The following is a 12,526-nucleotide window of genomic DNA, read 5'->3' as shown; positions in this document are numbered from 1 at the left end:
TCGTCCGGGCCCAGCCACAATTCGGGCAGGATGATGATGTCGGCTTCGGGGTCGTCTTCGATGGCGCATGCCGGGTTGACCGGGATCTGGTTGCCGCAGGTGAAGGGGTGCTTTTCGGGCGACACGATGCGCACGTTGAACACGTTTTTCGCAGTTTCCGACCGCACCAGAGTCTCCCAGACATTCCCGGTGGCCAGTAGGACGTCGACCATCCCATAGAGGGCGGAGCCGGCGGTCTCTTTCACGGCAACGATCAGGACTTCGATGGGCGCGGTGCTGGCCGTCATGCTGAAGCCTCTTTCGTTCTTGCCTGTGGCCCTGCGGCTGTTTTAGCTGATGGCACCTTCCCGGCTACGGGTCCGCCGTGCATTCGCCTGCTGACCCGGTTCTCTGTTGCCCCCGGTCGCGTTCGCGACCACACCCGCCCTCCCCTCATTTAGTGGCACAAATGCCCTGTTATTGTCAGATATCCATCTGAAAAGACCGCTTGTCAAGTTTCATCATGGTGTCAAGCCGCTCTGGAAGACCGGAAGCCATCCCAGCCTCCGCCCAAGCGGCCCATTCGAAGTCCATGAAACCGAAAGGAGACTGCCATGACACAGCATGACCAACACACCCGTAACGGCCTGAATCTCGACCAGATGGCGCAAACCGTTGAGGCGTTGAAGAACGATCCTGCACTGGCCCGGTTCCAGTTCCGCGCACGCAACCAGTGGATCGATGGCGGTGAAAACCGCTCGAGCATCCGGGACTTTTACGGCGCCGGTGCCGAGGACACCTCGCGCACGGAGCCGTTCGTGTTCACCAACGGCGAGCCGCCGGTGCTGCTCGGCGCCAACGAGGGCGCCAACCCCGTTGAGTATCTGCTGCATGCCCTTGCCGGCTGCGTCACCACGACGACAGTGCTGCATGCGGCTGCACGCGGCATCCGGATCCACCGGCTCTCTACCGAACTGACCGGTGACATCGACCTGCAGGGCTTTCTCGCCCTGGATGACTCGGTCCCTGTCGGTTACGAGTCGATCCGTATCCGGATGGACATCGAAGCGGATGCGACGGATGAGGAGATCGATCGTCTGCTGGCATTCGCCCGCGAGCATTCACCGGTCTGCAGCACGGTTTGCAAACCCGTTCCAGTGACGCTGGAGAGGGTGGCAAGAGATGCGTCGCAAACGGCGGAAGGTAACGAAGCTGTTGCCTGATAGCCGGGATGTGCTCTGCAAGCCATCCATTCGTACGTGGCCATCGCCGTCATCGCGAGCGTTCGCGCGGTTTTGCCGGCAGAAGAAACGTCCTGCCACAAAAGGTTCGCCGTGCCGACGCTCGCGATGAATGTCCAATGATAGTGATCGCGGAGCATGCAGACGCCGTCTCTCTACAAGAACCGCACCACCAGAAATAGTGCCACCATGGTGATGCCCAGGGCCACCTTGGCGGCGGTACCCAGTATCAGCCCGAGGGTGGCTCCCCAACCGGCACGCCCTGCGGCCACCAGGTCTCGACGGGCCGACAGTTCACCCAGCACGGCGCCTATGAAGGGACCCAGCAACAAACCGATGAGTCCAAAGAACATCCCCACCACGGCCCCCAGGGCAGCCCCGAGGATGGAGCGGCCGGAGGCCCCGTAGCGCCGAGCCCCGAAGGCACCTGCCACGAAATCCGCCAGAAAGGCCAGCGCCGCCAGCAGGCCCAGCACGATCAGGGTTTTGGATCCCACGTGGGCGAATCCCTCCGCCCAAGCCGCAGTCCACAGACCGGCAAATAGCAGCAGTGGGCCGGGCAACGCCGGCAGGATAAGTCCCGCGAGTCCCAGAATGACGAGCAGAGCGGCAAGGAACCAGGCAATGGCAATCATGGGAACGATATCAGTGGGAAGCGTTTTTCTCGGAGAGAGGGTGAATCGTACACCAAGCTGAGGGATTGGAAGACCAACTTTCTTGACCAGGGCAGGATCACACCAGAACCGTCGGGTCTCCGAAGCCTTGAGGCACATAAAGGTTATGAAGGCCCAGCCGGGCTACATCGGTCTCGCCGCAGAGCGCCATCGTGATATCCAGTTCCTTGTGAATGATCTCAAGTGCCCTGGTCACCCCCTGCTCACCCATGGCCCCCAGCCCATAGTTGTAGGCCCGGCCGATATAGGTGCCTCTCGCCCCCAGTGCCAGCGCCTTGAGAACATCCTGCCCGGAGCGGATACCACCGTCGAAGTGGACTTCAACCTGGTCGCCCACAGCATCCAGAATCGAGGGCAGCATGCGAATCGAGCTGACTGCCCCATCGAGTTGGCGTCCGCCGTGGTTCGATACGACGATCGCATCCGCCCCCACATCGACCGCGCGGCGCGCATCCTCAGGGTCCATGATGCCCTTGATGATCATCTTGCCGCCCCACATGTCCTTGAACCGGGCGATGCGTTTCCAGTCCAGGGAGACGTCGAACGCCTCTGCCGTCCAGGTGGAGAGTGAGGAAGGGTCCGTCACGCCTTTGGCGTGCCCCACGATGTTGCCGAAGAAGCGGCGCCTGGTGCCGAGCATTTCCAGCCCCCAGGGGATTTTCGTCATCAGATCGGCGATGGATTTCACCGTCAGCTTCGGTGGCGCGGACAGTCCGTTTTTCAGATCCTTGTGCCGCTGTCCCAACACCTGCAGATCCACCGTGACCACGATGGCCGAACATCGGGCGGCGCGGGCGCGCTCGAAGAGCCGGGCCATGAAATCATCGTCTTTGAGTGTGTAGACCTGAAACCAAAAGGGCTTGGTGGTGTGCTCCGCCACATCCTCGATCGAACAGATGGACATGGTGGACAGCGTGAAGGGTACGCCGAATGCCTCGGCGGCCCGAGCCGCCTTGATTTCGCCATCCGCCGATTGCATGCCCGTCAGCCCCACCGGGGCCAGCGCCACCGGCATGGCCACTGCTTCGCCGATCATTCGTGATCGCGTACTGCGCCCGGACATGTCGACCGCCACACGCTGGCGCAGGCGGATATGCGAAAAATCGGTGGTATTTTCGCGGAAGGTCTGCTCAGTCCAGCTACCGGATTCCACATAGTCATAAAACATCCGGGGGACACGGCGTTCATGGATGCAGCGAAGGTCTTCGATCCGGGTGATGACGGGCATATCGGTTCTCCCCCTCAATGTTCGGGCTCATGCCCAGCCTGTTGATTCGACCGGGCGGCAACGCCTTGTTCTTCACATCCGCCGTTCCATTCCTGCAACTGCTCGACTATCAGCGGAATTGCCGGCGGTTTCTGGTCGGCAAAAGGCATCTGCACCAGCAGGCCGCGATGGGATGCGGGCACGATCACCGGCTCCGGGGCACCGTCAAATGCCAACGAGATCACCGGTACGGCACCATCTCCCAGGGACTCCCCGGTGGAAGACCACCAGGCCTCGAGCCGGGTCGGTAGGTCCTCAATACCCAGTTCCTCGGACAGGACATCCAGGCTGGCGCGCATGGTCGGTGTGGGTTCGGTGAGCTGACCGCCGATCACGCGAACGGGCACCTCGGCGGGCCAGGGCCTGCGGTTCAGATCTCGCAAAAATTCACTGTCGGGTTGCAGGTCGATCTTGGCCGCGCCGGTGCCGTCACGCAAACCAGCCCAGAGGGAGAACCTGCCTTCAGGGATATCCGCCAACCATTCGCGCACCTCAAGCCAGACCCGCAGTCTGGCCCATTCGGAACCCTGGTTGGGTGTACCCACCATAACGGTGCCCATCACCCGGGGACCGGATAACTCGGACGTTTCTTCAACGGGATGTCGCCAACGGGAAACGAAGTCCCGGATGACCAATCCTCCCATGCTATGCCCGATCAGGGTCACCGAACGGCCTGCATCCAGTGTTTTCCAGTGTTCCGCAAGAAGGTCGGCACTCCGGTCAATGGCCTGATCATTGGGGTAGCGAAACTCCCATACCGTCAGGCAGGCCGCCTCCAGCAGAGGTATGAGGTCATCCCAGATTCCGCCCGGCTCATCCAGACCATGGATCAAGACTACATCAGGGACGGTGTCTTCACGAGCGTCGCCACGGGGGATGAACCCGATCAGTTCCGGCGGCAGCGACATGGCCTCGGGAAACCAGGTTTCCAGCCGTTCCTGTACGGTAATACGGAATTCCCGTTCCAGATCGGGATTGCGCTCCGTCCAGACGACCCACCCGGTAAACGGTGTAAAGACGACCAGCAGCAACAGCAAAAGGATGAACAGAGTCAATCGGCGCATCATCTCCGTATCCCAAAATTATCGTGAAACACGCGATGGCCGGCACGGATGCACAAGAGACTGGCCTGGAATCAGATCTCCTGCCCCAGCAACCGGCGCAAGCCATTCTTGTCCTTGAGCAGCAGGGTCTCCCCGGATACTTCCACCAATGCCTGCGTCCTGAGTCGAGCCAGGATTCGCGATAGGGTTTCGGGTTTCATGGACAGACGTGAAGCAATGACCTGCTTGGGCAGGTCCAGACGCACCTCTCCCGTATCGTCCTGAGGCTGTGACAGCAGGTAGGCTACCAGGCGGTAAGTGGCATTGTGGAGGGTGAGTTCATCAATATGACTGAGCAGACCATGGACCCGTCGGCTGAGACTACCCAGCATCTTCAGGGCCAGGCCGGGGGTCTCGGCGAGCAGGGACAGGAAGGTGTCATGGTCAAAGATCACGAGTTCCGTGTCCGCCAGAGCGGTGGCATTCACCGGATAACGCCGCTGCTCCATGAACATCACGGCCTCGGCAAAGAGCTGCCCTGTCTGGATGACTTCAACGACCTTCTCGTCCCCCTCGCGAGAAAGCAGGAACAGCTTAATCCCCCCACGCCGCACCAGAAAGAAATGGCGGGCGGCATCACCCTGCGTGAAAAGGGGCTCGCCGGCCATGCACGACCGCTCCCGGGCGGTGCTGCGGACGTACTCCAGCTGCGCCACCGACAGGGGTTCGAACAGGGGCAGGCGCTGCAATTCAGCGGGCTGGATCATGGAGTTTCCCACCTCGGGCAATTCACCATTGCCCCCGTCAGGTACGCAATGTTTGGTAGGCACCACGAAAATACAGCAACGGAGGCGCTTCCCGAGGAGTTGACAGGGCGAGCACCTCACCAATGAAAATGACATGATCGCCGCCTTCGTGAGTGGCCACGGTGCGACACTCAAAGCTTGCCAGCATATCGTGGAGAATCGGTGCCCCGGTGGACCAGACTGCGTGTCCAACCCCTGCCCAACGATCCGGATCACTGGATGCGAAACGGGCGGATACCTCGGTCTGGTCTTGCGCCAGCACATTGACGGCAAATGCGCCGCTGCCAAGAAACGCAGGCAGGCACTGGGCCTCCTTGCGCAGGCTGAAGAGCACCAGCGGCGGGTCCAGTGACACCGAACTGAAGGAGTTCGCGGTAAATCCCTGGGGGGTTCCGCCGTCCGGATCACGACAGGTGATCACGGTGATGCCCGTGGCAAAACGCCCCAGGGCATCACGCAACACGCGATCATCGGTGACCGGCTTCGGCTCGGGAAAGATCATGCCGGAAGGCTTCATCGGTTTGGCCTGCAGTGGAAGTGTGCCGCAAGGTACACCCGAGCTCCCGTACGACCTTGCGCCACGGAGGGAGCCAGGGATTTGTACTGATTATGAAGGAAAGCCGGGCAGCGCTGGGTTATGATGCCACGGTCAACCCTGTGATGCAGCTCACATGAATATGGACGCTCTTTCGGCCGTGTCTGCAAGAGACCCTGTTCCATAGCCCCAATATGCCAGCAAGCTGATGTCAAAAGACGAACACACCCAGGAAAACATCAAACTCATCCGAGAGCAGGCCCAGGAGGCCCTGCGAAAGGGTGATTTTGACCTGGCGGAACAGATGCTGGAAAAGGGGGAAACCAACCTCGCCGAGATCACCCAGAAACTGAGGATCTACCAAGCGGAACTGGAGATCCAGAATACCGAACTCAGGGAGGCACAGCTCACCACGCAACGGGCCCTGGACCGCTATACCGCCTTCTTTGCAGGCATTCCCATCGCTGCAATCGTGATGGATCGCCATGGCCTGATTCTGGACTCCAACGACCAGGCGCATCGACTACTGGGCTTGCGGACCAACCAGCTGCGTCGCTATTTCCTGCGTCGGCTGATCCCCAAAGAGGAAGAACGCAGCCTCCATCAGGCCCTGCTTCGCGCTGAAGAAAAGGGTCACCATATCGTTGAACACATGGACTTTATCCGCCCGGAGGGTGACTCCTTCATGGCGGAACTCCACCTTGCGCGACTCCCCGGCCGGGACGGCAATACCCATGAGTTCGTCTGCGCCGTGGTGGACCTGACGGAACATGTCCGTCACGAGATGGAAATCTCTCTGGCCCATGACGAACTGCGCAAAAGTGAAGCCCGCTACAAGATCCTGGCAGACTACTCTCCGGTATGGGATTACTGGCTGGGAGCGGACGGCCGCTACCGTTATGTATCCCCGGGATGCCTTGAGATCAGCGGCTATCAGCCCGAAGTCTTCATGAAAAATCCCCGCATGATGGATCAGATCCTGATCCCTTCCGATCTTTCCCGCTGGATTGCCCATCAGGCAAATATCAGGCATTCACAGGGACGGGTCTCCGCCTGCAACATGGAACTGCGCATTCGCCATGCCGACGGAGACATCCGCTGGATCGAGCACGAATGCCAGCCCGTCATCGGCGAGGATGGCCAATATCAGGGTAGAAGAGGCGTCAATCGGGATATTACCGAACGCAAGCGGGCAGAAATGCAAGTGGCTCAGATCAGCATGCTCTATGCCACCCTGAGCGCGGTCAATCAGGCCATCGTGCGCATCGAGGACGAACAGCTGCTGCTGGATAATCTGACCCGTATCGCCGTGGATTACGGCCGTTTCAATGCCTGTGTCATCAGCCTGTGTCCGGAACCCGGGGCAGATCCGGTGCCCAAGTCCTTCAACGGTTTAACACCGCAGCAATGCCGCTCCATGCCGCTCATGGAGGCTTGGCGCACCATCAACCGCCAGCCTTACGTCTACGCCCACCGCGATGACCCGGACGCCCCGCCCCAGTGGCGAGCCTGGGCCCAGCTCAACGGTGTCCACACCTTCGGGCATTACCCGCTCATGCGGGAATACCGCTTGGTCGGCATCGCCAGTTTCATGTCGGACACGGCGGAGAGTTTTACCCCACAGATCGACCGCCTGGTACAGGACATCACTGAAGATTTTTCCTATGCCCTGCAGCATCTGGCTCTGGAACAGAAGCGGCGGGCCACCGAAGCCGCTTTGCAGGAAAGCGAATCCCGCTACCGCAGCCTGTTCGAAAACAGCCACTCCGTCATGCTGCTGATCGATCCTGAAGACGGACGTATCGTGGATGCCAATCCCGGTGCCTGCCAGTTCTACGGCTGGGACCGAGCAGCCCTCTCGAAAAAGTGCTTTACCGACATCACGACCCAAGCCCCCGGGGAAACCAGGATTCAGCCGGCTCACCTGTCCCTGGAAAAACAGGAGCATTTAAGAGATACCCATCGCCTGGCCTGCGGGGAACTGCGGCAGGTCGAGATCTATACCGGGATGATTCAGGTCAAAGGCAGGAATCTGCTCCATGCCGTCGTACATGATATTACCGAAAGAATCCGCATCGAAGAGCGCCTGCGACTGGCAGATCGAGTGTTTCAGGCGGCAGCAGAAGGCATCATGGTCACGGATGTGCAACGGCGCATCGTGGCGGTCAACCCCGCCTTCACCGAGATCACCGGCTATTCGGAGCAGGAAGCCCTCGGCCATACACCGGCCTTGCTCAAATCGGGCAAACATGACGAAGGCTTCTACGAAGCCCTCATGCGGCAACTGCATGACTCCGGCACCTGGCGGGGAGAAGTCTGGAACAAACGTAAGGACGGTACGCTCTACCCCGAATGGCTGACCATCAGCGCAGTCAGGGATGACCAGGGCGAGATCACCCACTATGTGGGTGTGTTCAGCGATATCGGTCAGGTCAAGGAAGCCCAGAAACAGCTGGAGTTCATGGCCCATTTCGATCCTCTTACCGGCTTGGCCAATCGGGTCCTGCTCAAGGATCGCCTGAGCCACAGTCTGCTCAGAGCGCAGCGCCAGGGCAATACCCTGGCCCTGCTGTTCATCGATCTGGATCGATTCAAGACCATCAACGACACCCTGGGACATAGCCTGGGGGATCGTCTGTTGCAGACCGTTGCCAAGCGCATGGCCGATAACGTGCGCGCCTCGGACACGCTGGCACGACTGGGGGGAGATGAATTCGTGCTGCTCCTGGAAAACGATGCCTCCATGGCCAACATCCAGACCCTGTGCCAGAAAATTCTCGGCGTGCTGGCAGTCCCCATCAAACTGGATGAACACGAAGTGATCGTCACCGCCAGCATCGGCGTTGCGGTCTATCCGGAAGATGGGCGGGATGCGGACACCCTGCTCAAGCACGCAGACCTGGCCATGTATCAGGCCAAGAGCGACGGACGCAATGACTACCACTTCTTTGCCCCCAACCTCTCGGCGGGCGTCCTGGAAAGGCTGAAACTGGAGGCCGCCCTGCGCGGCGCCTGTTCCCGCAACGAACTGATCCTTCATTATCAGCCGCAGATTGAACTTAACACTCAAGGCTTCCTGGGTGTTGAAGCACTGGTGCGATGGCACCACCCCAGCCTGGGCATGACGGGTCCTGCGGACTTCATCCCACTGGCGGAAGATATCGGCATCATCGGCGAGATCGGCAACTGGGTCCTGAGAAATGCCTGCCGACAAATGAGCCTGTGGCGCAGGGAAGGCATTGACGTACCTCAGGTCGCCGTCAACCTGTCTGTCCAACAACTGGAACGGGACGCTCTGGTGACCCAGGTCAAGCAAGCATTGGCTGACTTTGATCTCCCGGCCCAATGCCTGGAACTGGAAGTCACGGAATCCCTGATCATGCGAGCCCCTGAAAAGACCCTGAGCGTATTACAGGAACTCAAGTCGCTTGGGGTCAAACTGGCGGTTGATGACTTCGGCATCGGTTATTCATGCCTGTCATATCTGAAGCGTCTGCCCCTGGACCGGATCAAGATCGACCAGTCCTTCGTCCATGACGTAGGGCGTGACACCAATGACGAAACCATCGTCCGGGCCATCATCGGCCTGGGCAGGAGCCTGGGACTGGAGACCGTGGCGGAAGGCATCGAGGAGGAACGTCAGCTGAACTTCCTGCTCAAGGAAGGATGCCTGGCAGGCCAAGGCTACTTGTTCAGCAGGCCCCTGTCCGCCGAAGCCCTGATCCTGCAGTGGAGAGACCGGATCCCGACTCAGGGCACCCAGCCACACTGACGCCATTGCTACCCCTGCGTTTCCGCAGAATCCTCCTCCCGCCCGACTATCCAGTCCGTAATCTCCAAATGGCTGACAATCGCCCCGCCGTCCGGATGACGCAGCTTACCGGCATGCATCAGAAACCAGCGTTGCCTATCCAGTGAATGGCAGGGATACTCGAAACCGAAACCTTCCAGTTTGCCTTTGAGCAACCCCTGCAAACCTTGCAGTGCCTTGCGGGCATAGAACGCCTCCTGACCGCCCACATCATCCGCCATCTTGCAGGCATCCAGATAATTGGCGCCCACTCCGAAAGCCCTGAGCGTCCGGTCATCGTGCCTTTCCGCAAAGGTGTGCCAGGCCTTGTTGATCATCAAAACGATCCCGTCATTGTCGATCACGGCCACCTGGTGATCGAGAGAGTCCAGCACGGCCTGCAACAGGGCCACATCCCGGACGGACGTAATATCCACCAGAGTGATCACGGCTCCCCGGGTGGAAGCCCCCTGCAGCGTGTAAGGCAGAATACGAAGCAGGTAATGGCGCCCCGATTCCGAGTTGACCTCGTGCTCCTGCATTCCGCCTTCACGCAGGCTGGTGCGCAGGTCATGCATGAGCCCCGGGTAATGCAGGGAATGGGTGAAATCATCGATGGGCCGCCCTACATCCCCGTCCCGGATCTTGAAGATCTGCGTCGCCTCCGGGGTGAAACGGGTAATGCGCATGGACTCATCCAGGAATAAGGTGGCGATGGATGCCGCCTTGGCCATGCCGTCCAGGTCGGCATTGAGCCGGTTGAGTATCTGGATCTTTTCCTGGTTTTCCGCGTTGACCGTATAGAGCTCTTCGTTGACGGACTGAAGTTCTTCGTTGGAACTTTGCAACTCCTCATTGGCGGCCATCATCTCCTCGTTGGTGGCCTGGAGCTCCTCATTGGACGCTTCCAACTCCTCGATGGTGGCCTGGAGGCTTTCCCGGGTCGCTGCCAGCTCCTGCTCCAGGGACTGGATACGTTCCATCGCTTCCGCATTCACATCCAGGGGCGGGGCACCATCCGACAGGTTGGCATTGCCGGTATCCAGGGGCTCAAAGGACAACAGCATGAACACAGCACTGCGATCATCGCCCACCAGCGGCTGGGCTGAGATGCACAATCGCTGCGATGACCCGTCAGGCAGCCTGAAGGTACTGGCCTCGGAGCGGACCGGCTCACGACTCTTGGCAGCGCGCCGCAACAACGCCTGAGCCACCGGCACGATACCGCTTGGCAACAACTTGGATATCTCCAACGAAATGCTACCGGAGGGAAAGTGCAGATAGCGCTGAGCCAAACCGAAGATATGGACCAACTCCATGGTCTCGGACAGCAGGATGCTTGGCGGTGCATGATCGCGCAGCAGCTGCTGCTGGGCCGCATCGATGGCAGAGGCATCCAGGCTCTGTCCCACCTGGGCACCCACCAGGCGCCGTCCCCGGCTCGACGATGGCCGGCGCGAACTCAGGAGCGAGGAACCGGAATGGGATTCCAGCGGCAAGGTGGTACTGCGCAGCATCTGGAATAACTTGTGTTTGCTGTTCACCGGGGTGAAATCCGAACTCAGGCCCGCCAGAGATTCACTGCTGCCCAGGAACAGATACCCGCCGGGAGCCAGGGCATACTGGAAGCGGCGCAGGGCGCGTTCCTGGGCTCCGGGCACGAAATAGATCAGGACATTACGGCAGGACACCATATCCATGCGTGTGAACGGCGGGTCTTCCAGCAGATTGTGGCGGGCAAAGACCAGCGTCTGCCGCAGATCGGGCTTGACCACGAAATGGCTGCCACGCTTGATGAAGAAACGCTCCAACCGTTCGGGAGACACTTCGGCCATGATGGCCTCGGAAAAGGTGCCGGCACTGGCGGCGTCCACATTTTTCTGTTCTACATCCGTGGCGAAGATCTTGATATCCGGCCAGCGCCGAGCGCGATCAAAGGCCTCGGCAAACAGGATGGCGATGGAATAGGCCTCTTCACCGGTGGACATCCCCGCTACCCACACCCGGATGGGATGAGAGGTGGAAGCCTGCTGCACGATCTGCTCCACCGCCTTGGAGGCGATGGTATCAAAGGCCTCCGGATCACGGAAAAAGTTGGTCACCGGGATGAGGATCTCACGGCGCAGCACCGATACCTCACCGGCATCGTTCTCCAGCAGTTCCAGGTAACGCTCGAAATCCGGCACGTGACGGACCTGCATGCGGCGCTCGATGCGCCTGAGTACCGTGGCCGGCTTGTACTCCCGAAAATTCACGCCGCCATGGTTATGCAGGAGGTGAAAGATGCCTTCCAGGGCCGAGCTGTTATCCAGGTCCGTGGCCATCCTGGGAGGGGGACCCACTCGGGTTTCCGGCTTTTGCAGGATGTGGTCCTTGATCCGTCGCCCCAGGGTTTCCGCCGGCAGGATCTCATCCACCAGCCCGGTGGCAATGACACTGCGGGGCATGCCGTCGAACTTGGCGCTTTCCGGGTCCTGGGCCAGCAGCAGGCCGCCGGCATCATTGATGGCCACCGATCCGCGTGTCCCGTCCGAACCCGTACCGGAGAGGATCACGCCGATGCAACAATCCCGAAACTCCCGGGCCAGGGAGGAGAAAAACAGGTCGATGGGCAGAGACAGCGCCTTGGGATTCTTCGGGCTCAGTCGCAACTGCCCCTCGGAAATGGTCATCAGATTGCCCGGCGGGATCAGATAGATGGTTTCCGCCTCGATCTCCATGGCATCCCGAACAGTCACCACCGGCATGCTGGTATGGCGGGCCAGCAGGTTGGCCATCAGGCTCTTGTGGTCGGGAGAGAGATGCTGCACCACCACAAAAGCGGCCCCCGTCCCCGTGGGCATGGCGTCAAAGAGCTGTTCCAGGGCTTCCAGGCCGCCGGCTGACGCCCCGATACCGACCACATGGCCGGAGAAATCGCTCCGGATCACTGCCGGCTCCCCGGAGCCCTCGCGCGCTTCAGGATCGTCCTCCCGCCCATCCTGGTCACTGGCATTCGGCATCTTGTTCTGCAACACCTCCGCCATGCCCATCTCCGCATCCGCAACATCATCGTCATGCTCGCTGCCGGTATCCGCGGATAGAGAATCCGGCAAGGCGTCTTTGTTCCGGGTCATGGGGTTCCTTTGCAGGATCGGGAGGACTCATGGGGGATTGTAGTGCATGGCAGCACGACTTCAGAACCGCCGGGC

Annotated in this window: 9 protein-coding genes; 2 read left to right on the top strand and 7 right to left on the bottom strand. The window is 60.2% G+C overall.

Going from position 1 to position 12,526, the window contains the following annotated elements; all coding sequences use genetic code 11:
- Nucleotides 1–287: type 1 glutamine amidotransferase family protein (locus LQ956_RS12040; RefSeq protein WP_488349784.1), on the bottom strand; the 287-nt coding region annotated here is incomplete at its 3' end.
- 306 nt (nucleotides 288–593) lie between these two features.
- Between LQ956_RS12040 and LQ956_RS12035 the strand changes: the two genes are divergently transcribed.
- A complete protein-coding gene (locus LQ956_RS12035; protein WP_238630070.1) occupies nucleotides 594–1,202 on the top strand; it encodes an OsmC family protein in 609 nt (202 codons plus the stop codon).
- A 173-nt stretch (nucleotides 1,203–1,375) separates the two neighbouring features.
- On the opposite strand, the gene LQ956_RS12030 is transcribed toward LQ956_RS12035, so the two are convergent.
- The 5 genes from LQ956_RS12030 to LQ956_RS12010 form a co-directional block, all read right to left on the bottom strand.
- Entirely contained in the window at nucleotides 1,376–1,855 is a 480-nt protein-coding gene (locus LQ956_RS12030) for a DUF456 domain-containing protein (RefSeq protein ID WP_238623467.1), read from the bottom strand.
- A gap of 97 nt (nucleotides 1,856–1,952) precedes the next feature.
- A complete protein-coding gene (locus LQ956_RS12025; protein WP_238623466.1) occupies nucleotides 1,953–3,122 on the bottom strand; it encodes an alpha-hydroxy acid oxidase in 1,170 nt (389 codons plus the stop codon).
- A gap of 14 nt (nucleotides 3,123–3,136) precedes the next feature.
- Nucleotides 3,137–4,225 (bottom strand): esterase/lipase family protein, encoded by a 1,089-nt coding sequence (locus LQ956_RS12020; RefSeq protein WP_238623469.1) that lies wholly within the window; start codon nucleotides 4,223–4,225, stop codon nucleotides 3,137–3,139.
- 71 nt (nucleotides 4,226–4,296) lie between these two features.
- Nucleotides 4,297–4,971, bottom strand: coding sequence for a Crp/Fnr family transcriptional regulator (locus tag LQ956_RS12015; RefSeq protein WP_238630069.1), 675 nt, complete (start codon nucleotides 4,969–4,971; stop codon nucleotides 4,297–4,299).
- A gap of 37 nt (nucleotides 4,972–5,008) precedes the next feature.
- Nucleotides 5,009–5,527, bottom strand: a complete 519-nt coding sequence (locus LQ956_RS12010) for a flavin reductase family protein (RefSeq protein ID WP_238623464.1) — start codon at nucleotides 5,525–5,527, stop codon at nucleotides 5,009–5,011.
- A gap of 226 nt (nucleotides 5,528–5,753) precedes the next feature.
- Here LQ956_RS12010 and LQ956_RS12005 point away from each other — a divergent pair, with 226 nt between their 5' ends.
- On the top strand, nucleotides 5,754–9,317 hold the full coding sequence (locus LQ956_RS12005) for an EAL domain-containing protein (protein ID WP_238630068.1): 3,564 nt from the start codon (nucleotides 5,754–5,756) through the stop codon (nucleotides 9,315–9,317).
- 8 nt (nucleotides 9,318–9,325) lie between these two features.
- Here the strand turns inward: LQ956_RS12005 and LQ956_RS12000 are convergent, their stop codons facing one another.
- Entirely contained in the window at nucleotides 9,326–12,451 is a 3,126-nt protein-coding gene (locus tag LQ956_RS12000; protein WP_238621395.1) for a chemotaxis protein CheB, read from the bottom strand.
- Between the last annotated feature and the right edge of the window lie 75 nt (nucleotides 12,452–12,526).

Origin of the sequence: Ectothiorhodospira lacustris (assembly GCF_022227845.1) — a bacterium.
Lineage (GTDB): Bacteria > Pseudomonadota > Gammaproteobacteria > Ectothiorhodospirales > Ectothiorhodospiraceae > Ectothiorhodospira > Ectothiorhodospira lacustris.
The sequence above is the reverse complement of the archived record's forward strand: the minus strand, read 5'-3'. Positions and strand labels throughout refer to the sequence as shown.

What these genes read in the sequence shown, in the direction of transcription:
- LQ956_RS12030 (WP_238623467.1), bottom strand. Translation starts at nt 1,855, where the DNA reads ATGATTGCCATTGCCTGGTTCCTTGCCGCTCTGCTCGTCATTCTGGGA.
- LQ956_RS12020 (WP_238623469.1), bottom strand. Translation starts at nt 4,225, where the DNA reads ATGCGCCGATTGACTCTGTTCATCCTTTTGCTGTTGCTGCTGGTCGTC.
- LQ956_RS12000 (WP_238621395.1), bottom strand. Translation starts at nt 12,451, where the DNA reads ATGACCCGGAACAAAGACGCCTTGCCGGATTCTCTATCCGCGGATACC.
- LQ956_RS12025 (WP_238623466.1), bottom strand. Translation starts at nt 3,122, where the DNA reads ATGCCCGTCATCACCCGGATCGAAGACCTTCGCTGCATCCATGAACGC.
- LQ956_RS12015 (WP_238630069.1), bottom strand. Translation starts at nt 4,971, where the DNA reads ATGATCCAGCCCGCTGAATTGCAGCGCCTGCCCCTGTTCGAACCCCTG.
- LQ956_RS12035 (WP_238630070.1), top strand. Translation starts at nt 594, where the DNA reads ATGACACAGCATGACCAACACACCCGTAACGGCCTGAATCTCGACCAG.
- LQ956_RS12005 (WP_238630068.1), top strand. Translation starts at nt 5,754, where the DNA reads ATGTCAAAAGACGAACACACCCAGGAAAACATCAAACTCATCCGAGAG.
- LQ956_RS12010 (WP_238623464.1), bottom strand. Translation starts at nt 5,527, where the DNA reads ATGAAGCCTTCCGGCATGATCTTTCCCGAGCCGAAGCCGGTCACCGAT.